This is a genomic window from Segatella copri (assembly GCF_019249765.2).
Lineage (GTDB): Bacteria > Bacteroidota > Bacteroidia > Bacteroidales > Bacteroidaceae > Prevotella > Prevotella copri_K.
Window position 1 is genome coordinate 2,350,809 of sequence record NZ_CP152484.1, and the last position, 26,074, is coordinate 2,376,882.

18 protein-coding genes are annotated in these 26,074 nt (G+C 42.9%); 10 read left to right on the plus strand and 8 right to left on the minus strand.

Annotation, left to right across the window (positions count from 1 at the left end):
• Window positions 1-12 precede the first annotated feature (12 nt).
• From KUA46_RS10245 to KUA46_RS10265, 5 genes are all read left to right on the plus strand, one after another.
• A complete protein-coding gene (locus KUA46_RS10245; RefSeq protein ID WP_218487822.1) occupies window positions 13-3,012 on the plus strand; it encodes a SusC/RagA family TonB-linked outer membrane protein in 3,000 nt (999 codons plus the stop codon).
• Between the two features lie 28 nt (window positions 3,013-3,040).
• The gene (locus tag KUA46_RS10250; RefSeq protein ID WP_153091386.1) at window positions 3,041-4,750 is read left to right on the plus strand and encodes a RagB/SusD family nutrient uptake outer membrane protein; all 1,710 of its coding nucleotides are present in this window, start codon (window positions 3,041-3,043) and stop codon (window positions 4,748-4,750) included.
• 222 nt (window positions 4,751-4,972) lie between these two features.
• Window positions 4,973-6,511 carry an arylsulfatase gene (locus KUA46_RS10255; RefSeq protein WP_218487821.1) on the plus strand — a complete coding sequence of 513 codons (1,539 nt, stop codon included), beginning with the start codon at window positions 4,973-4,975 and terminating at the stop codon, window positions 6,509-6,511.
• A 55-nt stretch (window positions 6,512-6,566) separates the two neighbouring features.
• On the plus strand, window positions 6,567-7,787 hold the full coding sequence (locus KUA46_RS10260; protein WP_218487832.1) for an anaerobic sulfatase-maturation protein: 1,221 nt from the start codon (window positions 6,567-6,569) through the stop codon (window positions 7,785-7,787).
• Between the two features lie 87 nt (window positions 7,788-7,874).
• Window positions 7,875-9,035 (plus strand): dicarboxylate/amino acid:cation symporter, encoded by a 1,161-nt coding sequence (locus KUA46_RS10265; RefSeq protein ID WP_118080185.1) that lies wholly within the window; start codon window positions 7,875-7,877, stop codon window positions 9,033-9,035.
• A 522-nt stretch (window positions 9,036-9,557) separates the two neighbouring features.
• On the opposite strand, the gene KUA46_RS10270 is transcribed toward KUA46_RS10265, so the two are convergent.
• On the minus strand, window positions 9,558-10,169 hold the full coding sequence (locus KUA46_RS10270) for an HAD family hydrolase (RefSeq protein WP_256625098.1): 612 nt from the start codon (window positions 10,167-10,169) through the stop codon (window positions 9,558-9,560).
• Between the two features lie 494 nt (window positions 10,170-10,663).
• Window positions 10,664-11,803 (minus strand): DUF418 domain-containing protein, encoded by a 1,140-nt coding sequence (locus tag KUA46_RS10275; protein ID WP_153091394.1) that lies wholly within the window; start codon window positions 11,801-11,803, stop codon window positions 10,664-10,666.
• Between the two features lie 254 nt (window positions 11,804-12,057).
• Here KUA46_RS10275 and KUA46_RS10280 point away from each other — a divergent pair, with 254 nt between their 5' ends.
• Entirely contained in the window at window positions 12,058-13,359 is a 1,302-nt protein-coding gene (locus tag KUA46_RS10280; RefSeq protein WP_218487820.1) for an ATP-binding protein, read from the plus strand.
• Here the strand turns inward: KUA46_RS10280 and KUA46_RS10285 are convergent.
• Window positions 13,323-13,637, minus strand: coding sequence for a hypothetical protein (locus KUA46_RS10285; protein WP_218487819.1), 315 nt, complete (start codon window positions 13,635-13,637; stop codon window positions 13,323-13,325). The two genes, KUA46_RS10280 and KUA46_RS10285, sit on opposite strands and share 37 nt — an antisense overlap.
• A gap of 202 nt (window positions 13,638-13,839) precedes the next feature.
• On the opposite strand from KUA46_RS10285, the gene KUA46_RS10290 reads away from it, so the two are divergent.
• From KUA46_RS10290 to KUA46_RS10300, 3 genes are all read left to right on the plus strand, one after another.
• On the plus strand, window positions 13,840-15,066 hold the full coding sequence (locus tag KUA46_RS10290) for a restriction endonuclease subunit S (protein ID WP_334650128.1): 1,227 nt from the start codon (window positions 13,840-13,842) through the stop codon (window positions 15,064-15,066).
• A gap of 179 nt (window positions 15,067-15,245) precedes the next feature.
• On the plus strand, window positions 15,246-16,685 hold the full coding sequence (locus KUA46_RS10295) for an IS4 family transposase (protein ID WP_420377651.1): 1,440 nt from the start codon (window positions 15,246-15,248) through the stop codon (window positions 16,683-16,685).
• A gap of 36 nt (window positions 16,686-16,721) precedes the next feature.
• Window positions 16,722-17,567, plus strand: coding sequence for a tyrosine-type recombinase/integrase (locus KUA46_RS10300; RefSeq protein WP_218487990.1), 846 nt, complete (start codon window positions 16,722-16,724; stop codon window positions 17,565-17,567).
• Here KUA46_RS10300 and KUA46_RS10305 read toward each other — a convergent pair.
• From KUA46_RS10305 to KUA46_RS10325, 5 genes are all read right to left on the minus strand, one after another.
• Entirely contained in the window at window positions 17,494-18,636 is a 1,143-nt protein-coding gene (locus KUA46_RS10305) for an ISAs1 family transposase (RefSeq protein ID WP_211421283.1), read from the minus strand. The genes KUA46_RS10300 and KUA46_RS10305 overlap by 74 nt on opposite strands.
• Window positions 18,637-18,885: 249 nt before the next feature.
• Window positions 18,886-20,298, minus strand: coding sequence for a restriction endonuclease subunit S (locus KUA46_RS10310; protein ID WP_218487410.1), 1,413 nt, complete (start codon window positions 20,296-20,298; stop codon window positions 18,886-18,888).
• Between the two features lie 20 nt (window positions 20,299-20,318).
• Complete coding sequence (locus KUA46_RS10315; protein WP_218487409.1) at window positions 20,319-21,479, minus strand: PDDEXK nuclease domain-containing protein; 1,161 nt, start codon at window positions 21,477-21,479, stop codon at window positions 20,319-20,321.
• 1 nt (window position 21,480) lies between these two features.
• The gene (locus KUA46_RS10320; protein WP_006848379.1) at window positions 21,481-22,914 is read right to left on the minus strand and encodes a type I restriction-modification system subunit M; all 1,434 of its coding nucleotides are present in this window, start codon (window positions 22,912-22,914) and stop codon (window positions 21,481-21,483) included.
• Between the two features lie 9 nt (window positions 22,915-22,923).
• On the minus strand, window positions 22,924-25,641 hold the full coding sequence (locus KUA46_RS10325) for a DEAD/DEAH box helicase family protein (protein WP_218487408.1): 2,718 nt from the start codon (window positions 25,639-25,641) through the stop codon (window positions 22,924-22,926).
• Between the two features lie 96 nt (window positions 25,642-25,737).
• On the opposite strand from KUA46_RS10325, the gene KUA46_RS10330 reads away from it, so the two are divergent.
• A complete protein-coding gene (locus tag KUA46_RS10330; RefSeq protein ID WP_218487407.1) occupies window positions 25,738-26,073 on the plus strand; it encodes a hypothetical protein in 336 nt (111 codons plus the stop codon).
• Window position 26,074 lies beyond the last annotated feature (1 nt).

The following is a 26,074-nucleotide window of genomic DNA, read 5'->3' on the forward strand; positions in this document are numbered from 1 at the left end:
AATAATAGCCCTATGAACAAAAGAGCAAATTTGTATTTTGCAGCGCTTTTAGGTGCAATGTCACCTCTTTGCACTGTTTCTGCATTGGCTGCTCAAAGCAATTCTACCATTGCTACAGCTACCCAGCAGCAAAACTCATGTACAGGTACTGTTAAAGACGCTACCGGAGAACCTATCATCGGCGCAACCATCAGAATCGAAGGTAAGATCGGTGGAACCGTAACTGACCTGGATGGTAACTTCACCCTCAGCAACATCGAAAAGGGTGCCAAACTTACCATCACTTATGTGGGTTACAAATCACAGACCCTCACATGGAGCGGTAGTCCGCTCAACATTACTTTGCAGGATGATGCCAACATGCTTGAAGAGACCGTAGTCATCGGTTACGGTACTGTAAAGAAGGCTGACTTGGCAGGTTCTGTGGCAGTTTTGGACAGCAAGAATTTCAAGGACCAGCCTGTTGCACGTGTTGAGGATGCCCTCAACGGACGTATGTCTGGTGTGCAGGTAATGTCAAGCGGTGTTCCTGGTGGAGCCATGAAGATTCGTGTACGTGGTACAAGTTCTGTTAACAAGAGCAACGACCCTCTCTACGTAGTAGACGGTATCGTTCGCGAGACAGGTCTTGAGGGTATCAGCCCAGAAGATATCCAAAGCATCCAGGTATTGAAGGACGCATCTTCTACCGCCATCTATGGTGCCCGCGGTGCCAATGGTGTAGTTATGGTACAGACCAAGAGCGGTTCTGCCGGTGCTACCCAGGTAACATTCGATGCAAGTTTCGGTATCTCTAACGCTTACCACATTCCTGAGGTAATGGGAACCAAAGAATATGCACAGGCTTTGATTGACTACAAAGGTGTAGCCAAGAGTGCCATGCAAGGTTATCTTGACGGAACCAAGCCAGGTATCGACTGGATGGACGAGTTGCTCCAGACTGGAATCACCCAGAACTATAAGGTAGCAGTTTCTCAGGGCAATGAGAAGACTCAGACCTACTTCTCTGCCAACTATATGGACCAGAAGGGTGTTATCACAGATACAAAATCAAGACGTTACGCCATCAAGGCTAACATGCACAATAAGATTTTCGACTGGTTAGAGATGACCACCGATATCAACCTTGCTCAGACCGACAACTCTGGTGCAGGTTTTGCGCAGAACCAGTCTAACCCTATCTGGGTTGGCTTGAACTACTCTCCAACGATGGAAATGATGGCACCTAACGGCAACTACAATGTGGACCCTTACAACAATATTCAGAACAACCCTTACGGTATTCTCCATGATGGCGACAACGACCGCAAGCGTACCATGGTAACAGGTCACATTGACTTGAAGTTCAACCTTCTCAAAGGCTTGACATTCACTACCACCAACGGTATCGACTATAATGATTATAAGTGGTACAACTTCACTTCAACCAGAGTAAATGTTTCAGGTAACTCCATGACAAATGGCGATGCTACAGTAACCGCTTTGCAGTCTACCAACAATTTGACTTACATGGGCAAGTGGGGCGAGCACGCATTGACAGCTACCGGTGTATGGGAAGTTTCTTCTAACGAGGTTCGCAAAATGCAAATGACCGGTACCGGTATTGCCCACGAGCAGTTAGGTTACTGGAATATCCAGGATGCAGCTTCCAAGAATCCGACTAATGGTTACAGCAAGTGGACCATGCTCTCTGGCGTTGCCCGCGTCATGTACAACTATGCCGACCGCTACATGCTGACCGGTACATTCCGTGCCGATGGTTCCAGCCGTTTCACCAACAAGAAGTGGGGTTACTTCCCATCTATCGCAGGTGCTTGGACTGTTTCTAACGAAAAGTTCTGGGAGCCTATCAGAAATGCAGTAGACTACATGAAGATCCGTGCCAGCTATGGTATCATCGGTAATCAGGACATCGCTCCTTATTCTACTCTTGGAACTTTGGAATCAACAGGTTTCTCATACGGAACAAACCAGTCTTATACAGGTTACTGGGCAAATAGTTTTGCTACACCAGACCTGACCTGGGAGAAGGTTCACCAGTTTGACCTCGGTGTTGACCTCGGTTTCTTCGGTAACCGTTTGAGCATCAGTTTCGACTACTTCAACAAGACCACCAAGGATGCTCTTTTGCAGACGGCAGCTCCTGGCTACCTGGGCGGAACCAGATATTGGGTAAATGCCGGTGAGGTAAACAACAAGGGTGTTGACGTAACCATCAATGGTCAGATTATCCAGACCAAGGATTGGTCATGGTCATCTACCTTGAATGCCAGCTACATCAAGAACAAGGTAACCAAGATGACAGCCGATGAGCCTATCATTTATGGTGAGAAGCCAGCTCCTGGTACTGTTGACCCATGTACTATCATCAAGGAAGGTGAAGCTATCGGTACATTCTACGGATTCAAGTGGGCTGGAGTAGAAAAGAACGACAAGGGACAGTATGTAGACATGTATTATGCAGCAGACGGAACCAAGACTGCTTCTCCAAATGCAGGTACAGACCGTTTCGTATTGGGTCGCTCAAATCCTGATGTCACATTAGGCTGGAACAACACCATTACCTATAAGAACTGGGACTTCAACATGTTCTGCAATGCAGCCTTCGGTGCAAAACGTTTGAATATCGTACGTTTCGCAATGAATGCAGAGGTTGGTGCATCAAGATTCGTTACAGACAAGGATCACTTCAGTAATATAGGTGTAACAATGCCTACCATCGGTGCAGAGAACAAGAACTATGGAAATTCAGACAAGTGGCTCGAGAATGCCGACTACTTCCGTTGTGAGAATATCAGCGTAGCTTATACATTCCCACGCAGCGTAACCAAGTTGGCAGACATCCGTCTTTCACTCTCAGCTCAGAACCTCTTCACCATCACAGGTTATAAGGGTATTGACCCAGCAGGTGCTTCTTTCAGTGATGCCAACGTAGACCGTGATAATGGTTTGGATATGGGTGCTTATCCTAATCCTCGTACCATCACAATGGGTGTTCGTGTAACCTTCTAAATTCAACAATCTAAAAACTGTAAGAATTATGAAAACTAAGAAATTATTATATACAGGTTGCTTCATGGCAGCTTCCCTTTTGTCACTCACATCATGTGGCGATTTCCTGGATGAGGATCCAAAGGGTCAGTTGAATCCAGAAACATTCTATACCATCGAAGACGACTACACCGCAGGCGTTAATACGCTGTACGATAAAGTGAATCAGACACAAAGTTGGACTAACCCTATGTATCCACAGTGGCAGGGAGACGATATCACAGCTAACCCTGGTTCCAACAAGCAGGCTTGTGCTGCGCTCGATGCATTTGATTCTGATGGTGCCAACAAGGGTGTTACAGAAGCCTGGACTCAGCATTATGCAGTTATCAAGACAGCCAATCTGATTATCGAGGGCTCTGAGAAATTCCCTGGTGATAAGGCTAAGATTGCTACCGCATTGGGAAACGCTCACTTCTGGCGTGCTTACTCGTACTACTATCTGGTACGTGTATTCGGCAAATTGCCTATTATCACTAAGACCAACATAGAACAGTTTGATGCTCAGCCATCTGAGATTGAGAAAGTATACGAATTGATCGTTCAAGACTTGAAGGATGCCATCAACGAACTTCCTACAGGTTATGACAAGGAGCCTGCCCGCTTGTTCGGAGTTGACGTTTGGGCTACCAAACAGGCTGCACAGTCTACCTTGGCAGCAGTTTATATGTCAATGGCAGGTTATCCGCTCAATAAGGGAACAGAATACTATAAGCTCGCTGCTGAGTTGGCTAAGGATGTCATCACCAACAATGGTACTTATGGCTTCATCTTGAACCCAGACTGGAAGGAAGTTTACTCTATGGGTAACAATTACAACATGGAGACCGTGCTCGGTATCAACAACGATGCCAAGGGTTGGTGGGATCATGACTCACAGCTTTCTTCCTGCTGTCGCTTCGAAGGTCTCGGCGATGGTGGCTGGGGTGACGCCTGGGGCGAAATTGCTTTCTGGAAGAGATATCCAGAGGGACCTCGCAAGAATGCTATTTATGCTCCTAAAGTTACATTCCAGGAGACTATCACTGAGAAAATCGGCGATAAGGAAGTTAAAAAGGATAAGATCAGCAAGGCCGTTTACTGGTGGGAACTTGACAACAATGGCAAACCTGTCGTAGATGCTTATCACCCTATGTTCACTATCTTCACTGTCAATGCTGACGAAAAGGGTAATATGCTCAAACAGCCATACGATTACATGGGAATCAACTATAAGGGTATGGTTAATGACCGCCGTCATAACCTCATCCGCTATTCAGAGGTTCTCCTCTGGTATGCTGAGAGTGCAGCCCGTGCAGGCCTCTCTGACTTGACAGAAGCTAAGAAATGCTTGAAGCTGGTTCGCAGCCGTGCCGTAACAGATGCTGAAAATGTGACACTTGGCGACGGAACTACCGTAAAGATCGACAACATGAGCGCTGCCCAGCTTGCTGAGGCTTGCTACATCGAACACGGATGGGAAGTTGCAGGTAACTGGGTATCTATGGTTACCCGCCGTTCAGATGAGCTCCGTATGGACGAGCTCAAGAAGAACTTCGAGTATCGCGTTGCCAATGCTCCTATCGTTGTTGCGAAAGAGGGTGGCAAGGAATATACTGCCAAGGAGAGCGTTACCGTTAAGGGTGCTTGGTCTGAGGATAGAATTTACTGTCCATATCCAACAACCGACGGTGAGAAGAACCCGAACTTGAAGAGGTAAACTTTTTAAGTAATCAATTCATAAGAAATCAACTATTCTATGTTATGTCAACACATCATGTACGAGAATAGACTAGGTTGTGTGCCCTTTCTGTTGTTAAACAGGAAGGGCACTGTTTCTTTATGAAGAATAAGAGAAATACTCTTAAGAAATATCCCGAAATATTTGGTAATTACGAATATTCAGCGTACCTTTGCAAGATATAACTTAATACAAAACATTATGGCTAATAATTATCAACCTTTCAACCGATCTTTGCTGGCGATGGCTGCCCTGCAAGCCTTGCCGCTATCTCTCTTCGCCCAAAACACCCCACCCAACATACTCTTCATACTGTGTGACGACATGGGATATGGCGATCTGGCTTGCTACGGCCAACCTTATATCCACACGCCTAATATAGACCGGATGGCACAGGAGGGAATGAGATTCACCCAGGCTTATGCCGGTTCTCCCGTCTCGGCTCCGTCGAGAGCTACCCTCATGACTGGTCAGCATACGGGACATACACATGTGCGTGGAAACAAGGAATACTGGAGAGGTGTGCCAATGGTAAAATATGGCAACAACGAGGAGTATTCTGTCGTAGGACAGGAACCTTACGACCCGCAGCATAAGATTCTGCCAGAAATCATGAAGGACAAAGGATACAGAACCGGCGTATTCGGGAAATGGGCTGGCGGATATGAAGGTTCGGCTTCTACTCCCGACAAGCGTGGCGTGGACGAATTCTATGGCTATATCTGCCAGTTTCAGGCTCATCTCTATTATCCTAACTTCCTGAACCGCTACAGTCGTGCAATGGGAGATACAGCGGTGGTAAGAGAGGTAATGGAACAGAACATCCAGCATCCGATGTTCGGCAAGGATTATTTCAAGCGCAAACAGTATTCTGCCCGCATCATCCACGACAAGGCACTGGAATGGATTGACAGACAGGATAAGGAACATCCTTTCGTAGGATTTCTTACCTATACCCTGCCGCATGCCGAACTAGCCCAGCCGGAAGACTCTATTCTAGAGAATTACCAGAAACAGTTCTTTACCGATAAAACCTGGGGCGGATGGGAAGATTCGAGATACAACGCTGCGGTTCATACCCATGCACAGTTTGCCGGAATGATTACCCGACTGGACCAGTATGTGGGCGAAATCTTCGCCAAGCTGAAGGAGAAGGGACTCGACAGGAATACCGTTGTCATCTTTACTTCAGATAACGGGCCGCATGAAGAAGGTGGTGCTGATCCAGAGTTCTTCGGTCGCGACGGTAAGTTAAAAGGTCTGAAGCGCCAGTGCTACGAAGGCGGCATCCGCATACCATTTATCGCCTGGTGGCCTGAGCATATCAAGGCAGGAGCGGTGAACGATACCCAGTTTGCCTTTTACGACCTGCTGCCTACTTTCTGCGATTTAGCAGGCATCAGAAACTTTGCCAAGCGCTATACCAACAGAAAGTTGGCTGGAGATGGTTTCGACGGAATCTCTATCGCTCCTACCCTTCTGGGCAAGGATACAGAGCAGAAACATCACGATTACCTGTACTGGGAATTTCACGAAACCGACCAGATTGGCGTGAGAAAGGGCGACTGGAAACTGGTGGTAGTAAAAGGCGAGCCGCGGCTCTATAATCTGGCTTCCGATATCCACGAAGACCATAATGTGGCGGCAGAACATCCTAAGATTCTTACCGAACTCCTGGCTGCCATCAGAAAGGAGCATCGAGACAGCAAGGATTTCGAAATTACGCTGCCAAAGTTCTGATTTTCTCTCCCGGTTACAGAGAGATAGAGATTACAACTAGATTCAAGAAAAAATGATGAACGACAACATAGCAAATCCCTTTGCCAAGCCACTGTATGTAATGCTGAAGCCTGCGGGTGCCCATTGCAACCTGGCATGCAAATACTGTTATTATCTGGAGAAGAACAAACTCTATCCCACTGCTCAGCGACATCTGATGAGCGATGAGATGCTGGAACAGTTTACCCGAGAATATATTGAGGCGCAAACCATGAACCAGGTGCTCTTCACCTGGCATGGTGGCGAGCCCCTGCTGCGCTCCATCGACTTCTACCGCAAGGCTTTATCCCTACAGCAAAAGTATGCTGGAGGCAGGCGTATCGACAACGTAATTCAGACCAACGGCACGTTGCTGACCGATGAATGGTGCGAGTTTTTCGCCCAGAACCATTGGCTGGTAGGCATCTCTATCGATGGTCCGCAGCCTGATCATGACCATTACCGGCTGACGGCTGCGGGAAAACCATCGTGGAAGAAGGTGATGCAAGGCATCAAACTGCTGAAGAAACACGGGGTAGAATGGAATGCGATGGCGGTGGTGAATGCCTATAATGCCAATCATCCGCTGGAGTTCTACCGCTTCTTCAAGGAAAACGGCTGTCAGTTTCTGCAGTTCACACCTATCGTTGAGCGACTGACCCGACATGAGGATGGCCGTACCCTGGCAAGTCTTGCCGACAAGGTTGAGATTTCTCTGAGCGAGGCATCGGTTGCGCCGGAGCAGTGGGGCTACTTTCTCTGTGCAATTTTCGATGAATGGGTTCGGAAGGATGTGGGCAAAATCTTCGTTGAGATTTTCGACTGCACACTGGCAAACTGGATGGGTATTTCTCCCGGCATCTGTGCTTATTCCAAGGAATGCGGTCATGCGGGAGTGATGGAGCACAATGGCGATGTTTATTCCTGCGACCACTTTGTTTTTCCGGAGTATAAGTTGGGCAATATCCGTGACCATTCGCTCATCGACATGCTTTATGGTGAGCAGCAACAGGAGTTCAGCCGTCTGAAACACAGTTCTCTTCCCCGCCAGTGCAAGGAGTGTGACATGGAGTTTGCCTGTCATGGAGAATGCCCAAAGAACCGCTTCATGAAAGATAAGTATGGCGATTCCGGTCTCAACTATCTCTGTCCGGGTTATTACCATTATTATCAGCATGTAGCGCCCTACATGGATTACATGAAGCAGGAACTCATGTCGCAGCGCCCACCTTCGAACATCATGAAAGTTGTACAGTAAGCATGACAGATTCTAAAAAAACAGCAAAATACTTGGAAAAAAGTCAGAAATATCGTACCTTTGCAGGCAAAAAGCAATTTTACGAATATGAAAAGAATCAAAATGCCACTTTTGGCAAGAATCATCATTGCCATCCTGTTGGGTGTAATCTTCGGCAATTTCTTCAATGAAGCGGCCGTCAGAGCGTTTCTCACCTTCAACGGCATCTTCAGCCAGTTTCTGGGCTTTATGATACCGCTCATCATCATCGGTCTCGTAACACCAGCCATTGCCGACATCGGTCACGGAGCCGGAAAACTCCTCCTTGCCACTGTGGGCATCGCCTTTGCCGACACCATCCTGGCGGGTCTGCTTGCCTATGGTACAGGTTCGGCACTCTTTCCACACATGATAGCCAACTCAGCCCATGTGGCAGTAGATAAGGCTGAAGAACTCAAGCCCTTCTTCGAAATCAAGATACCTGCCATGGTAGATGTGATGAGTGCCCTCGTTTTCTCCTTCATTGCCGGACTGGGCATTGCCCACAAAGGCAGCCGCACCATGCAGAACGTTTTTCAGGAATTCAAGGAAATCGTATCAGGTGTCATTGCCAAAGTCATCATTCCCCTACTGCCCCTTTATATCTTCGGCATCTTCCTGGGCATGACTTTCTCCGGCGAAGCCTACCACATTCTGCTGGTCTTCGCACAGATTATCCTCGTGATTCTCGTACTTCATATCGTCATCTTACTTTACGAATATCTGTTGGCAGGCGGATTGTCCCACAAGAATCCTTTTAAGCTGTTGCTCAACATGTTGCCAGCCTACTTCACGGCACTTGGCACATCATCATCAGCAGCCACCATTCCGGTAACTCTGAAGCAGACCTTGAAAAACGGCGTCACCGATGGCATTGCCGGCTTCACCATTCCGCTCTGTGCCACCATCCATCTCTCGGGATCAATGATGAAGATTACCTGTTGTGCGCTCACCATCTGTCTCATCAATGGTATGCCGTGCAATCTTCCCCTCTTTCTCAATTTCATCTTCGTGCTCGCCATCTGCATGGTAGCAGCTCCGGGAGTTCCGGGAGGAGCCGTCATGGCAGCGCTAGGTCCGCTAGCCTCAGTTTTAGGTTTCAATGCTGATATGCAAGCACTTATGATAGCCCTCTATATTGCGATGGACAGTTTCGGCACCGCCTGCAATGTAACCGGCGATGGCGCCATTGCTATAGTCGTGGATAAGATCTTCAGAAAGGATAAATAAAAAATAAAAGAGGGTGCGTCACAGACTTATGACGCCCCCTCATCTTTATATAAATCTCTCTCTATTTCTAAAGTGATTCACATATATATATTATGTATATCGTATGTTCTATTCTTACTTGCTCAAGCTAACAGAATGGCTCATGTTAGTCATTTCTGGAATTGAGTTTACTACGTGTTTCAAGAACATGCCCATGCAAAGAACCATACCTGAAAACATAACTGCGGCGAAAGCCATTGTAAAAATAGTCATCATAATTATTAACCTTTTTAAAATTTATTATTTGTTATTCCTTAAACACGAGTGCAAAGTTAACACTTTTTTATTGAATAACGGCATCTTTTGCCGAGAAATATCATTGCAATATGTTTTTCTTGATATGGGTCAACCACTTGTTTTTAGCCTTGAAAATGACATTTTGCTATCGGATATGTTATTTTTGTGGCAATAATTTATATATATCATTTTTCTCGCTTTATTATGTGTGTAACAAGATAGGGATTCCTGTCAGATGATAAGAAGTCAGAATCGAAGTGAAAGCCAATCATCGAACTTCACGTTCTGGAAGGTATGGATGCCCAGCTTCTCGGCAGCCTCACAGTTTTCCTTCAGATCATCGACGAAGAGAGTTTCATCGGGATAGATGTTCGCCTGCTTGACTACCTCTTCATAGATACGGGCATCAGGCTTAGCCAAATGCATTCGCTGAGAGAGGAAACAATACTCAAAATAATCCTCTACCCCATAGTTCTGATAAGGGAAGAGATGCTCCACGCAATAATCCCAATGTATATCAATGGTATTGCTCAAGAGGAAGAGGCGGTAACCAGCCTTCTTCAACTGCAGGAGTCGCTCCTTTTTCTCATCAGGAATCTCCACCAGCATCTTGTTGGCAGCATCGATGATCTCTTCATTCGTCACATCAGCTCCAGTCAACTCACGGGCTGCATCGCAGAATGCTTCGGTGGTAATCATTCCCACACCCAGTTTGCTCATCAGCTTCATCCCCTCACTCTGGGGATTCGGATTAGCCAGTTCTCCCATACCTATCGCCTTGAAAGCCCCGATGCATCCTTCCGGATTGAGCTTTACCAGAACATTACCTAAATCAAATATGATATTCTTGAATTGCATAATCTATACCTTATTTTAAATCGCACTTTTAATCTTTAATTAGATACTTTCTGCAAAAGTACTGTAAATTCGGGAGAAAACAAATGATTTGGAAAAGGAATGGTGGGAATATAACATTTATTAGTAAAAGAAGGATATGCCTGTAACTACTTTTGCCTTCTGATAAGCCGCATTAATAAGTATGGCGATTCCGGTCTCAACTATCTCTGTCCGGGTTATTACCATTATTATCAGCATGTAGCGCCCTACATGGATTATATGAAGCAGGAACTCATGGCGCAGCGCCCACCTTCGAACATCATGAAAGTTTTATAGTGAGCATGACAGATTTAAAAAAGCCGCACCATGAAGAACATCTTCCAGGAATTCAAGGAAATCGTGTCTGGCGCCATCGCCATTGTCGTGGATAAGATATTCAGAAAGGATCAATAAAAAATAAAAAGGTGTATCATGGATTTATGACACACCTTTTTTTATCTCAAAATCTTAAAGTTTTAGAATTTAATCCAGGTCAGTTTCTTCCATATTCCCTCGAAAGGACCATGGGAGTGATACTTGAGCCAGAGGTTGGAGAAGAGGCATTGTACTACCACCATGGCAATACCCACAAAAAAGGCGTAGGTGATACCAAGCTTTGTCTGGAGATTGAAACCATAATAGGCAAACAGTCCGCAACCGATGATAGACTGGAGGAAATAATTGGTCAGACTCATCTTGCCAAACTGGCGCAGGAACGACAATCCCTTTCTGAACCATTTCTTTCCGTACCACAACAAAACGAATCCTGATACTACAAACGAGAGGATGAAGAAGTTGTAGATAGGATAAAGCCAATTGTTCCATGTTTCCATGTGGCGCACATCAGCGATGCCACCCACAATCAATACCAAGATGGAAACCGCCAGCACCTTCTTCCACAAAGCCAGGTTGTTGTTCTCATTGTAGAACCAACGCTTTCTACCCACCAGCATTCCGAGTATGAAGAGGCAGATAGTCTGCGTATGTCTTCCCTTCATCAGGCACCAGTAATAGGTAGCCACCTGTCCGTATCGCAGGTTACTGTAGGCATTCTCCAGGAAGGTGCCGTGCTGATGACCATGATACATATTTCCATACACCTCACTCAATGCCGATGCATCCACCTGCCATCCCGAAATGAGAGAGTAGATTTCTACCGGTTGGATAAAGAGGAAGGCAACCACCCACCAGAGCCATTTGGTAGGAAGATAACTCAATGGGATGAGAACCAGTCCATAGATTGCATAGGAGAAGAGGATATCGCCATCAAAAAAGGCGGTGTTCACGATACCGAGCATTGCCAGGAGGAACATTCGCCAGGCGAATCTTCCAGAAAAACAATTTCCCCGCTGCTGCTGGTTATCATTCATAATAAAGAAGCTCAATCCGAAGAGAAGGGCAAAGATGCCATACATCTTTCCCGACAGCAGCAATGCCAGCACATCTGCCATCCAATCATCACACCCCAGCGTATAAGCATGCGCTATGCTTCCATCGTACATATTGAAATGCTCCACAGAGTGATAGAGAATAATACCTGCTACGGCCAATCCTCTCAAGGCATCAGCCACGTCAATACGACTGTTTTTCAGTCCTAATGTCTTGTAAAAATTCATTTTGATATTATTTGTTAGTTATTATGAGCCCACAAAGGTATAACATTTTATTGGAAAAAGCGAATAAACCTCAATGTATAACAAATATTAAGTTTTAAAGGAAAAAGAGAAAAAGTCGGCCTTTTCCTTGGCTATTCGTTAGAAAAAGTGTATCTTTGCTCCGCTATTCGTCAGAAAAAGTGTGAAGTTCATACGATTATTCGTCAGAAAAAGTGCGGAATTCATACGATTATTCGTTAGAAAAAGTGTAAATCATGGAAAGAAGCATCTATAACAAACTCGTAGAATGGAAGAACAAGCAAAACCATAAACCTCTGATTCTCAACGGAGCAAGACAAGTAGGCAAGACCTATATCCTGCAAGAATTTGGAAAAAGAGAATATAAAAAACTTGCATTCTTCAGTCTCGACAGAAATCAGAAGGCAGCAGAAGTGTTTGAAAAAGCCGGCACAACAGCTGATATACTGATGGCACTCTCCGCCATCAGCCAGGTAGATATTACCCCCAACGATACACTTATGGTACTCGATGAGATACAAGATTGTCCTAAAGCATTAGAAACTTTAAAGTTCTTTTGCGAGGATGCTCCTGATATTCATATCATCGTGGCAGGATCCCTACTGGGAATATCACTCCATAGCGGGGTATCATATCCAGTAGGAAAAGTAGAAGAGCTGCGCCTCTACCCGATGAACTTCATCGAATTCCTCGATGCCATGGGAAAAGAGAAAATGGCAAGCATCCTGAAAGAAGGAAATTGGAACGTCATCAATTTACTGGAAACAGAATTGATCAGCCTGCTGCGACAATATTATTATGTAGGAGGAATGCCAGCCGCCGTACTCGCCCATGTAGAGCAGAAGGGACTACAGGAAGTCCGTTCCATCCAAAAGCAGATTATACAAGACTATCGCCGAGATTTCTCGAAGCACGCACCAGATAGAGAAGTGCCTCGCATTAATATGGTGTGGGACAGTATCCCTGCCCAACTTGCCAAAGAGAACAAGAAGTTCATCTATGGAGCCGTGAAGAAAAGTGCCAGAGCCGCAGATTTCGAACTGGCCATCCAATGGCTGATAGATGCAGGACTGGCATATAAGGTTCAGAGAGTCAATACCCCACGCCTCCCTTTCAAATTCTATGAAGACCTGAACGCCTTCAAACTCTTCATGCTCGATGTGGGACTGATGGGAGCGATGGCAGAGACTTCAGCAGAATCGATGCTGGTGGGCGATGGCATTTTCTCTGAATATAAAGGTGCCTTTACAGAGCTATATGTCTTCACCCAGCTGAAAAGCCAGGATATTCCATTATACTATCATGCTGTGGATAACTCCACAATAGAGATTGATTTCCTGACCCAATGGCACGACAGGGTTATACCGATAGAAGTAAAGGCAGAGGTGAACGTTAAGGCGAAATCTCTCAGAACATTCATCACCAACAATCCGCAACTGAAGGGACTTCGCTACTCCATGCTTCCCTATAAGGATCAAGACTGGATGATCAACGTTCCGCTCTATGCCTGCCTGACACCATTTGACAAATCATTCTGATGCCTTTTAATAAAAGCTTCGATTCTGACATTTCCGTCAGAATCGAAGTGAAAGCCAATCATCGAACTTCGCGTTCTGGAAGGTATGGATGCATCACAGAATGCTTCGGTGGTAATCATTCCAACACCCAGTTTGCTCATCAGCTTCATCCCCTCACTCTGAGGATTCGGATTCGCCAGTTCCCCCATTCCTATCGCCTTGAAAGCCCCGATGTATCCTTCCGGATTGAGCTTCACCAGGACATTACCTAAATCAAATATGATATTCTTGAATTGCATAATCTATACCTTATTATAAATCACACTTTTAATCTTTAATCAGATACTTACTGCAAAAGTACTGTAAATTCGGGAGAAAACAAATGATTTGGGAAAGGAATGGTGGGAATATAACGTTTATTAGTAAAAGAAAAGAATATGACTGCAACTACTTTTAACTTCTGATAAGCCGCATTATCCGTTTGAACTGCCTAAGGGATGGGTGTGGTGCAAGTTGGATGATTTGGCATTCTATAAAAAAGGACCATTTGGAAGTAGCTTAACCAAAGCTATGTTTGTCCCTAAAAGTAGTCAAAGCTACAAAGTGTATGAACAGAAAAATGCTATTCATAAAGACTGTACACTTGGCTCTTATTATATAACCAAAGAAAAATATGATTCGTTAATTGGTTTTGCTGTACAGCCATATGATATTATCGTGAGTTGTGCTGGAACAATTGGTGAAACGTATGTTTTGCCTGCCGGTATGCAGGAAGGTATTATTAATCAAGCGTTGATGCTCATTCGTCTTTTTAGCAAAGAGATTGAACGTTTCTATTTACTGTATTTTGATTTCATTCTTAAAGATGAAGCTTACAGAAATAGCAAAGGAACTGCCATTAAAAACATTCCCCCATTTGATGTGTTAAAGAATTTTTTCATACCTATACCTCCAATAGGGGAACAAAAACGAATCTTGGATGAAGTAGATAGATTGATGTCCTTTGTTTCTACCATTGAAACGGGAACAAAAAACTTACATACTGCTATCAAGCAAGCAAAATTCAAAATACTCGAGCTTGCTATTCATGGCAAACTTGTATCACAAGATCCGAATGACGAGCCTGCTAGCGAACTCTTGAAACGCATCAATCCGAAGGCTGAAATCATAACCGATAACGGGCATTATCAGAAGGTTGTGCCGTTTAAGTTACCAAATGGATGGAGCTGGACTACATTAGGAAGTATTACAAATTATGGAAGTTGTACAACTAGTGACGTCCTGCAGATACCCGATTCAGCATGGGTGTTGGAATTAGAAGATATAGAAAAAGATAGTGCCAAAATTCTTAGCATCCATACTAAAAAGGATAGGGAAATCAAAGGAGTTCGGCGCAGTTTTAAGAAAGGTGAGATATTATATTCAAAACTTCGAACCTATCTTAACAAAGTGTTAGTTGCATCGCAAGACGGTTTTTGTACTACAGAAATCATCCCAATTTCTGTATCGTCAGTAATTGATAACATTTTTTTGTGCCATGTTCTCCGTTCTCAATACTTTTTGGACTATACGTCTGTGTGTGGTTATGGTGTAAAAATGCCAAGATTAAGTACTAAGGATGCACAAAATGGTTTAGTCCCGCTTCCTCCAAGAAAAGAACAACTGCGCATTGTTTCAAAAATAGAAGAGTTATTTCATCAACTTGATATAATAGAAGAGAGCTTATAGGCTCTCTTTTTTCGTTTATACCATATTACATTTAAATTAAGTACTAAAGTTTCGCAAGTGAAAATTCACAAGCGTGATTTAACGTAATTTTGGAATAAAAAAGGCTCTGAAGTTTGTATAACTCACAGAAAATGAGTATCTTTATAATCGCTAAACAATAAAGATAAAACTTCAAAGCCGTGAGCAAAGATACAAAAATTATTTCAGATCTGCGAAGCTTTTTCGCAAAAAATGACGATAATCGTGCAATTAAGTGCATTATGGGTGTGATGGAACATATAAATATACGCTCCAGCCAGATTGGAGTAGAGAAGAAAGAGAACTGCAAGTTCACCACTTTGCAGGTACTCAACCTCCTCATGCTCTTCCCGTTCTTCGTAGTCAAGAATGCGAGTCGATACTCCAACTCGTCCTTGAGTAAATTGTTCAATTGTGATAAAGACATGTTCTATCGTTTTATGAATGATGGCAATGTCAAGTGGCGCAAGTTACTATATGCAATGAATCTTCAGCTGATAAAGAAGATATCAAGCAGCACAACTGTTCATCATGACAAGCCGGTTTGTTTGATTATTGATGATACTGATGCACCTAAGACTGGTATGACGACCGAACTCATAGGAAGAATCTGGTCTCATGTTCATCAAAAGAGCATCCTTGGTTATAAGTGTCTGACCATGATGTTGTCCGATGGCGTTAGCCAGCTCTTTCTCGATTTCTCTCTTCATGGTGAGGAGGGAAAGGACAAGCAAAAGGTTCAGGGACTTACTGCTAAGCAACGCAAAGCTCGCTATACCGAGGACCACGAAGGGCAAGCGGTAAAAGATCGTGTGGATGAATATCTGATGAAGAAGACAGACAAGGCCATAGATATGGTCAAGTATGCCATCAAGCGAGGTGTTCGCTTTGATTACTTGCTCGTAGATAGCTGGTTTACAAACACTAAGCTTGTGCGTTTCATTTCCAGCAGACATATCAAGTGTCACCTGTTGGGCATGATTAAACTGGGCAAAACCAACTATGCAACGAAGCATGGCAAGATGAATGCCAAGCAAATCATCAAGCACCTGCAAAAGGAGAAGGCATGCAAACACAACAAAATACTTCGCTGTACCTATTGTACAATGGACGTTAAGTTGGATGGTGTGCCAGTCCGTTTGTTCTTTTGCAAGCGAGGACGCAAGGGAAACTGGAATGGGTTGTTGACCACAGACCTTTCTCTTAGCTTCCTTGAAGCGTATCGTATTTATGCCAGACGATGGGCTACCGAAGTTGCATACAAGGATTGCAAGACCTTGCTGAACTTTGGTAAATGCCAGTCTGTACATTTTGCCGCTCAAATTGCTAGCTTCACTTTGACAATGATGCAGTATAACATCTTGTGTACAGTGAAGAGATTTGAAGCGTATGAAACCATCGGTGGTCTCTTTACAGAGGTTACCAATGACACTCTCGAGTTGTCCGTAACGGACAAGATATGGGCTATCATTTTGGACTTCGTTCTGGAAGCAGCAGAGCGTTACTCTATAGATGCTACAGAGTTGCTGGCAGATTTCATCGAAAGTAATCCTGTTGCCCATACGCTGCGTAATATGTATATTTATAAACAAGCAAGTTGATATTTATTCACTTGCGAAACTTCAGTTAAGTATAATATGGTAACAAAATTCAAGGATTATCTTGTCAAGGAAAACTTGACAGAGAATACAGTTCGCTCTTATGAATGGACTGTGAAGTATTTTACGGAGCATTATTCAGTAGTGAATAAGAAAAACCTCTTGGCATATAAGGGGTATTTGGTAGAGAACTTCAAACCGCAGACTGTCAATTTACGTTTGCAAGCTATTAACAAGTATCTGGAGTTTATCAAGCAGGAAAAGCTAAAGATGAAGTTCGTCAAAGTTCAACAGAAGAACTTTTTGGAGAATGTAATCAGCGATGCTGATTATAAGTTCTTCAAACGTAAGCTAAAAGCCGACGGACATGATGAGTGGTATTTCGTTGTTTGGTTTATGGGTGCCACAGGTGCACGTGTTAGCGAGTTACGCCACATCAAGGTAGAGCATGTAAAGGTAGGGTATCTTGACCTTTATAGTAAAGGTGGCAAGATACGCCGTCTGTACATTCCGAAGAATTTGCGTTTAGAAGCAACAAAGTGGCTTGACGAAAAAGGAATCCAATCTGGATATATTTTCCTAAATCATTTTGGAGAACGCATTACAACACGTGGCATCGCTCAGCGATTGAAGCATTTTGCGGAGAAATATGGAATGAACAAGAACGTGGTATATCCTCATTCGTTCCGTCATCGTTTTGCCAAGAACTTCCTTGAACGCTTCAATGACATAGCTCTTCTTGCAGATCTCATGGGGCATGAACGCCTTGAAACAACACGAATCTATCTACGCCGCACACAGGGCGGACGCATCAAAATGCGTTCGCCTCCAAAAGTTTTGACAGGTAATTTTCGTCCCAGCCAGCTTTCATTCTTTTTAAGTTGAGACTTCCCTTGATCGTTTTATCCTTTTTAAGGATGGACAAAGCAATCTTAGTAATAGTAGAGAAGTTCCTTGCTGCATTTTTCACCTTTCTACTTTCGTCTTCTCTAAAGGTAAAGTCTAATTGCCAGTGCAAATTATTCTCTATTCCCCAGTGCTTTCTTATTGCATTGGCGATTCCCTCAGGCCTTTCATTTCCTAGGGAAGTTACGTAGTACCTGTTTTCCTCGGAAGTTTCACCTGTTGAAACGATAGTTCTTCGTGACAGAATGCCAACAATAGATTTTAGCCCTTCAAATTTGTTCTTGAACATTTTTTGAGTAGTGCTGCCATAACTCACCACTATACATTTCCTTTCTTCTAATCTGCCATGCCCTCTGTCAAAGGAAGTATGCTTTGAAACTATACCCTGATAGTCACGATCAGTGTATTCGGCTATGATATCCTTTGCAAAATCATAGCTTGTCTTTTGATTTTTCTTCAATGCAATAATATAATCTCCGTTTCCCTCTCTTATTTTCTTGGTTATAGAGGTTTGGCATCCCATGGCATCAATCGTTACAATGGTGTCTTTTAAGTCTATTGCGCTAAGCAACTTTGGTACAACGGTGATTTCGTTAGTCTTGTCGCCCACCTTCTCTTGAGCCAGAGAGATATTGTTATCAGAAGACCATGCCGACACAATCCACATGCGAAAATCATCTTTGCCCAATGTGTGCTCTGAATCGCATTTGCTGGAGCCACGCATTAACTTGCCGTCAATGGCTACTATGCCTTTGACCTCACCAACAATTTCCTTGACCCAATCGCGAAAAATTTGTTCAAAGCCCTTTGGGTCAAATATAGAGAAGAAACGATTGAAGGTGTCATGGCTTGGAATGTGCTCCAAACCTACCAAACGAGATTTGAAGAACTCCTTCTTAGTTCTTCCAAACTCAGCAATATCATCCCATGTTTGACATCCAGCCAGTACTGCTGCTATGGTAATATAGATAATATGTTCCATTTTATGAACAGTTCGTCCTGTGACTCTTGGGTCTGGAATTTGTTTAGATAACTTAATTATGCTCATTTTGTAACTTTTAAGTGTTTAATTATTCTTTACAAAGATACAAAATATTTTTGGTACAAGCAAATATAAATAGTTAATATTCAATAAGATACAACATTAATATCTATATGTTAAAAGGTAAAAAGTTTGATGCGTTTACCCTGCGCCGCACAGCAAGTGAACAGCAGAAGCTTGTGGACGAAATTGTTATTTGGTAATAGGAATTTAGCCACCGTAGGTAATTTACTTACGATGGCTAATAATCCATGATTATAATGCAGTTTCAATTGCTTCAAGTTGAGCAAAGATGTCCTCTATTTTAGAAACAATTCGTTTTTGTTCTGCAAGAGGGGGAAGCGGAACAGAGATAGCTTCAATTTTTGATTTGTTCACAATTGAAATTGTTACTGCTGATGATTCTGAATTTAATTTGTCGTTAAACAGAGGTGATGCACATAAATAAAAAAGGAATACGCTATCCACGACTTTTGATGGAATTGCACAATTTATCTGTTGGTTTGTAGCACCCTCATACATCAGATAACCGACTTTACCAATAGTTCCTATACAACATATTGCAGTTGTACCCTTAGGAACTACTCTTGAAGCCCTCTTACCATCTTCTGACAAATATTCTGCAGCTTTATAGACATGACGTCCTGCATCTAAATCTGCGGGTTTAAAAAATGGGAAAATACCGCCATAATAACCACAGTTAGATTTACTTGGTGTTGAACCTGTTACTATCTTGCTAATATCTTTTAATCTGCAAATAGTCCATCCCACAGGTAACTTCTGATAATGCCCGTTATCAGTTATGATTTCTGCCTTAGGATTGATGCGTTTCAAGAGTTCGCAAGCAGGCTCGTCATTCGAATCTTGTGGTACGAGCTTGCCATGAATAGCAAGGTCGAGAACTTTGGATTTGACTTGTGCTACAAGTTTTGTCATGTTTTCACAACTTGTTTCAAGCTCATCAACAAAACTCTGCAATCGTTTTGTTTCTGCCACAATTCTTTCTTGTTCTTGTTCCGGTGGTAATGGTAAGAGCATTTTTTCCAAATTGTATTTTGGAAGTCCTTCACGTCCACTTCCCGTTATTTTCATACTTTTTGCAAAGAATGAAGATAGGATGAAACAATGTAGAAATTCTGGCTTAATCACTATTGGACGCAAAATACAAACATGTTGGCTAACATTTCCTTTTTCAAAATTACTAGGTATGACAGCACATCTTCCTAATGAGCCACCTGTGATGTTTAACAACAAATCATTAGCAACAACCTCTGTTCCTATCATCATTTGGTGAATTTCATCTGATATATATTTTATGTCAGACATTACTATACCAGAATTATACACATTTTGCGATCGAAAGAAAGGAATTCCCTCTTTTGAATAGTTGCTACCTTTTGGCGTACTGCCAGAGCCTATTTTAGAACAAACATCTTCAACAGTTGTCCACACCCACCCCTTCGGCAGCTCATACGGATAATGCGGCTTATCAGAAGTCTTTGCAGACTTATTTCCCTTCTTAATTTTTCCCTCTTTGATGAGTCTTTCCTTTTCAGCACGGATACGTTCGAGCAGCACCGATGCTGGCTCATCGTTGGGATCTTGTGGAACGAGCTTGCCGTGAATAGCAAGGTCGAGTATCTTTTGTCTTAATGCTTTTGTGTCCATTATTAATTCGTCTATTAATTTTAAGATTTATCTTCTTTTGAGAAGAACTGACAGAATTCCCTTAATTGTTGTTGCATTTTTTCTTGCGGAATTAAGATACGCTTATATTCCGCCACCATTGTAGGACTCATGCTGCGACTCATAGCATATTCAACAACAACCTTGTCCACATCAGGACATAAAATGATGCCTATAGAAGGGTTCTCGTTGGAACGTTTCACATCACGGTCAAGAGCTTCAAGGTAAAACTCTAATTGACCAAGATCTCGAGGATGGAATTTGGTTTTCTTCAATTCCACCGCAACAAGTGCCTGGAGACCGCGATGAAAAAACAGCAAGTCTGCCTTATAGGTAGATGCACCAACGGTGAGCGGATACTCTTGGTCCATAAAGATGAAATCTTTACCTAATTCGAGAATAAATTGCTTCATATGCTCTATTAATCCATTCTTTAATTTGCTTTCATTGTATTTCTTTGGCAACCCAAGAAAATCTAAAAACACAGTGTCTTTAAACATAATAGGAGCATCAGGATATTGCTCTAATAATCCCTTCGACATATTACTTTTATTTCCGAGAAGATTGGAAAAAGTATCATTGTCAATACAGCGCTGCATCTCTCTTTTTCCTAGTTTTTCTTTATGTGCATAAAGAATATAGAATAACCGCTGTTCATAACGCTTACAACGACATAGTATTTCTATATGGTTAGTGAACGTTGTCAACTCCAAAATTTTAGGCATTTGTGCAGCCACTGGCTGCACAAATGCAGTAGCACCATTTTTTGATTGTATTGCCTTACTTTTCGATACTAATTGTTTTACTTCAATTTGTGCAGCCATTGGCTGCACAAATTCAGCATCAAGATACTTATTTACTATCGTAGTGAAAGTTTCCGTAGAATATTCATCATAGAACATCACCATATTATATATGTTTCTTCTACTATATCCTTTTATCTCAGGATGTTGAGAACGAATATATTCAGATAGTTGGGAAATTACCTTGCTTCCCCATTCTTCACTTTTTAACTTCTTGGAAACATAGGCACCTACATGCCACGCTGTGAGCAGCATCTCCTTATTGACAGCCATAGACGCTTTACTTCGATGCTGAACTATCAGATTTACGACTTCAGTAAACTGCTGTTCGATGTTAGTGTTTATCAAACTTTTGTCCATTTTATACCTCCTTTATTCCACTCAATAATTTCTCCAACTCGCTTACGGCCTTGCTGATATTCATGCTCTGTTCCTTGATGTTTGACATCAATTGGCTCAATGGTAAATCTTCAGTATCATTACCCTGTTTTATCCAAGTGATATCAAGACTTGTCTTGTCACGAGCCATGATTTCATCAATGCTATACTTGCGCCATCTGCCAGATGGGTTCTTGTCTGCATCATATGTCTCTTTGCGGGCATTGATGTCCTCAGCATGATAGCAGGTTACAAAGTCATCGAGGTGGTGACGCTCTAACTTGTTCGTAGCCAAGGTGTGTTTTACACCAGTGCGATAGTCGTAGAACCAAATATTCTTAGTTGGCTGTCCCTTGGTAAAGAATAGTACGTTTGCCTTTACTCCCTGTGCATAGAAAATACCTGTAGGTAAACGGAGAATGGTATGGAGATTGAAATCTGATAAGAGTTTCTTGCGAATGGTCTCTCCTGCGTTGCCTTCAAAAAGTACATTGTCTGGCAGGACTACTGCTGCACGTCCGCCAGTTTTGAGCATCAGCATCATATGCTGAAGGAAGTTGAGCTGGTTGTTCTTGGTTTCAACATAGAAGTCTGGACGATTGATTTCAACAGAACCGGCAGGGCGTGTGCCAAATGGAGGGTTGGCAAGGATGACATCCACTAAGGTGGAAGGTTCTTTCTCCAAAGAGTCCTCGCATACGATAGGGCTGTGGTCTGTGCCTATACCATGAAGATAAAGGTTCATGGAGGCAAGTGTAACCACAAGTGGGGTGATGTCATTGCCATGTAACGCTTTGTTGTTCAAAAAGTCCAATTTATCACGATTCTGGCTTTGTTCCTTCATGTAATCGTAGGCAGCAAGCAAGAAGCCACCAGTACCACAGGCGGGGTCGCATACAGTCTCACCAATTTGGGGTTGCAAGCAGTCAACCATAGCTTTAATCAGTGGACGTGGGGTAAAGTACTGACCAGCACCACTTTTTTTATCTTGACCATTTTTCTCCAAGATGCTTTCATATATAGCACCTTTTACATCACCATCCATGATGAGCCATTGCTCTTCATCTATCATAGTGATTACCTTCTTAAGATAGACAGGTTTGTCAATCTTGTTTTGTGCTTTGGTATAGATGGTGCCGATGAGGTCATCTTGTTGACTTAATAGTTTGAGTGTACTCTCATATTGCTTTACGAGATCATAGCCATCCAAGCCTGTCAAGTCTTTCCATCTATACCCAACAGGTATGGATGAATCCTCTCCAAAGAGTTCCATATTCTCGTCATCCATCTTTAAGAAAAGAAGATAGGTGAGTTGTGTGATGTAATCTGTAAATCCTACTCCGACTCCTGCTAATGTCGTAGCAAGATTCCATACCTTTTTTGTGAGCGTTTGCTCAGTTGTTATATTTTTAGCCATATCTATATACTATGCAGTTGTTCTTAATACTATAAATTTATATACGGAATCCAAAGCCTCGTCAGCTTTCTTCATGTTTCCGAAAGCTGCAATCAATTGGGCTGCATGGGTGACATCGTTCTTCCTTATCTCTCGCACGTTGCAGGCTCCATTGGCTGCGATGTATTCCACTATCTTGCCTATCAAATCTTTCTGCTTCGCTGTTATATCCATCTGTTTTCGACCATACCAAAGATTAAACATACTTCGAGCCGTAGGATAGGCACTTTCCAGTTTTTCGGTCTGATGGTAAGCGAAGCGTACCAGTTGGATGATGTTGGTAAGAGCCTCCGATTCTTCCTTCCTGGTCGTGCGGCGTACTTTATCACCATATACGATGGCGTATGAATTCCATAAGAGCTTTTGTGCAAAGCGGTTGTTCTCCATCTTCAACTTGTTTTCCAAGTCTTTCAGCATGGAATAGGTGATAGGTTCGCCCTCGTTATTATATAGAATGCGTAAAGCTTCTATGTCATCACAGTGGTCGCAGCAATATTGTTCAAATGCATCTGTGGTACTTTGAGCCTCTTCTATAGAGAAACCTTTGGATATGAGCGTATCTTCTCCAGGCATCAGTGTGTTGACAAAACCAGCTGCAAGAATCAGTATGTACTTACGGACATTGGCATGATTAGCTATCGGAGATACCAAACCCTTACGTTCATTGTTAGGTTCATTGATATCTACGTATGGTGGCAATTGTGGCTGGTGCTCAGGATCGAGAGCATTATAGATGCGTTGAGCAATTTCCAGCATGTCATCATGAGCGATGCGGACAAATTCCTGTCGCTGTGCATTATCTGCCTTATTGTAAAGTCTGGATAATGTGGCAGCAAGCCGCTTGAGGTAATTGTCTGGCAGATTTCCATGAGCGATACGTTCCAATAGTTCTTTTAATGTGATGGTCTCTGTCTCTGGACCTTCATACTGACCTGGTATGATATGCTCATGTTCGGTTACTCCTACTGCATCAACAAGGAAGAAACAGTCTTTGCTTATTGCATTAGGTGTCACGTTGCGCAGCTGTTCATCACCTATTGTCCGGACTCCACGCCCTTTCATCTGTGTATAGAGGGGAGCTGAAGCCACATCACGCATAAACATCACGACTTCCAGAGGCTTTACATCTGTTCCTGTTGCCACAAGAGTACAGGTTACGGCAATGCGAAAGTCCTTGTCGTTACGAAACTGGCGTATCAGTTCATTGCTATCTCCTGCTGAATAGGTTATCTTCTGAACAAAGCGGTCATCCGTGCGTCCAAAAACTTCTTTAGCAATTTGAACGATATTTGTTGCATGGTTTTCGTTGAGCGCAAAGATGAGGGTCTTGGGTAGATAGTCCATGTTTGGCTCTCTTTGAGGGTCATTGAACATTTCTGTATAGACAGCATCACGATAAGTGGAAAGAATAAGTTTTATCTGGGCAGGGTTGATGATGCTTCGATTTAACTCTTCTTTCGTATAAGTCTTCGTTTCCTTTGTGCTTACGTTTTTAACTTCACCAGTGTATCGAGTCTCAACTTTGGTTTTCTGACCTTGCATGATAGCTCCACCTTCTTCTGTTACCTTTGTTCTGATTCGATAGATGCGGCTATCGACGTTGACACCATCTATGACTGACTGCTCAAGCGTATAGTTTACAACACGGTTGTTGTTGAAGAATGCCATCGTTTCTGGAATTGGTGTCGCTGTAAGACCAATAAGGCGAGCTGTATCAAAGTATTCTAGCACCTTGCGCCAGTTGCCATAAATAGAACGGTGACACTCATCTATAATGATAAGGTCGAAGAAATCGTGTGGTAAGTTTGGGTTGTCTGGTAATGTTACTTCACCATCAGCTGTATCTTCATCGTCATCATCTGTATCCGTAATCTCTTCTCCTTTTAAGAGTGAGAATAATCTTTGTATGGTACAGATAACCACATTGCTGTCTGTTGGTACTTCAGCCGACTTCAACCTGTTGACTGCATAGATAGTATTGAAGGCATCACCAGTTTCCGTAAGGCGGAATGTGCCAAACTCTGTTTCTGCCTGTTTTCCGAGGTTATTGCGGTCAACAAGAAACAGAACACGACGCATAGGAGTATAGCTAAGCATGCGATAGGCCGTGAGACATGCCGTATATGTTTTGCCGGCACCAGTAGCTAGAACCATCAATGCACGATTTTGCCCTATACGGAAGCTCTTCTCCAATTCCGTGACTGCCTCATATTGGCATTCTCGCAGACCTTTCTTATTCAATGTAGGAAGTCCGGCAAAAGGGTCGTCTATACCTAACATCTTTACTATTTCCTTAGGAGTAAGAATGCGGCTGATAGTTTCCCATTCTGAAGTTTCACGATGTCTATAATCAAAAAACTCTATTTCCTTGCCATTTGATTTAAAAAGGAAAGGCAAAGGTTTTTGCCAGGCTTGATAACAGTCAGGTACACTCTTTGCATATGTGATAGCCTGTTCACTCACAATATTGGAAGAAATATTAATTTCCTCTCGTTTAGCTTCGAGCACACCGACAGCTTTCCCATTGATAAACAGGAAATAATCTGCTTCAAGATTGCCTTTAAGCAATCCCTCACGAATAGCTACGGCTGAGATGGTAGGCTCGTATTCATCCCGATTGACAACCTTCCATCCTGCATCAGCAAACCATTGGTCTATTTTGACTCTTGCTTTTTCTTCTGGCGTCATAGTTTTGTTACCTATTATTTTAGTTACAAAGATAATGATAATATTTCACTTGACCATTTATATGATTCACTATTTATACTTTTTTGTCTTTTCCGAATGAAAATAAGTATAAGGGATAAAGGGAAAGTGCATCTTGCTTCATTATATTACAGGAAACGTTTTTCTAAAACTAATGCCACTATTGCCACACTTCAAGTTAACCAATTGTTTTTTAACTATTTAAGCGTTGCAATAAGGGCATTTTCTATTATCACCTATTGCCACCTATTGCCACACTCGGGCGAAAAACGGGGGATTCTCAGCGAAAAAGCAGAGGAATACTTATTGTTTTCGCAGAAAAACATTAAAAAAGTGGAGAAAAAGGCTTGCGGTTTCGAACATTTTTTTGTATTTTTGCAACCAACAGGAAAAATTCCTGCCGATTCCACCTAGA

What these genes read in the sequence shown, in the direction of transcription:
- KUA46_RS10275 (WP_153091394.1), bottom strand. Translation starts at nt 11,803, where the DNA reads ATGAATTTTTACAAGACATTAGGACTGAAAAACAGTCGTATTGACGTG.
- KUA46_RS10310 (WP_218487410.1), bottom strand. Translation starts at nt 20,298, where the DNA reads ATGGACACAAAAGCATTAAGACAAAAGATACTCGACCTTGCTATTCAC.
- KUA46_RS10330 (WP_218487407.1), top strand. Translation starts at nt 25,738, where the DNA reads ATGAAAATAAGTATAAGGGATAAAGGGAAAGTGCATCTTGCTTCATTA.
- KUA46_RS10245 (WP_218487822.1), top strand. Translation starts at nt 13, where the DNA reads ATGAACAAAAGAGCAAATTTGTATTTTGCAGCGCTTTTAGGTGCAATG.
- KUA46_RS10255 (WP_218487821.1), top strand. Translation starts at nt 4,973, where the DNA reads ATGGCTAATAATTATCAACCTTTCAACCGATCTTTGCTGGCGATGGCT.
- KUA46_RS10285 (WP_218487819.1), bottom strand. Translation starts at nt 13,637, where the DNA reads ATGCAATTCAAGAATATCATATTTGATTTAGGTAATGTCCTGGTGAAG.
- KUA46_RS10270 (WP_256625098.1), bottom strand. Translation starts at nt 10,169, where the DNA reads ATGCAATTCAAGAATATCATATTTGATTTAGGTAATGTTCTGGTAAAG.
- KUA46_RS10280 (WP_218487820.1), top strand. Translation starts at nt 12,058, where the DNA reads ATGGAAAGAAGCATCTATAACAAACTCGTAGAATGGAAGAACAAGCAA.
- KUA46_RS10260 (WP_218487832.1), top strand. Translation starts at nt 6,567, where the DNA reads ATGAACGACAACATAGCAAATCCCTTTGCCAAGCCACTGTATGTAATG.
- KUA46_RS10325 (WP_218487408.1), bottom strand. Translation starts at nt 25,641, where the DNA reads ATGACGCCAGAAGAAAAAGCAAGAGTCAAAATAGACCAATGGTTTGCT.
- KUA46_RS10315 (WP_218487409.1), bottom strand. Translation starts at nt 21,479, where the DNA reads ATGGACAAAAGTTTGATAAACACTAACATCGAACAGCAGTTTACTGAA.
- KUA46_RS10250 (WP_153091386.1), top strand. Translation starts at nt 3,041, where the DNA reads ATGAAAACTAAGAAATTATTATATACAGGTTGCTTCATGGCAGCTTCC.
- KUA46_RS10305 (WP_211421283.1), bottom strand. Translation starts at nt 18,636, where the DNA reads ATGAGCATAATTAAGTTATCTAAACAAATTCCAGACCCAAGAGTCACA.
- KUA46_RS10265 (WP_118080185.1), top strand. Translation starts at nt 7,875, where the DNA reads ATGAAAAGAATCAAAATGCCACTTTTGGCAAGAATCATCATTGCCATC.
- KUA46_RS10320 (WP_006848379.1), bottom strand. Translation starts at nt 22,914, where the DNA reads ATGGCTAAAAATATAACAACTGAGCAAACGCTCACAAAAAAGGTATGG.
- KUA46_RS10300 (WP_218487990.1), top strand. Translation starts at nt 16,722, where the DNA reads ATGGTAACAAAATTCAAGGATTATCTTGTCAAGGAAAACTTGACAGAG.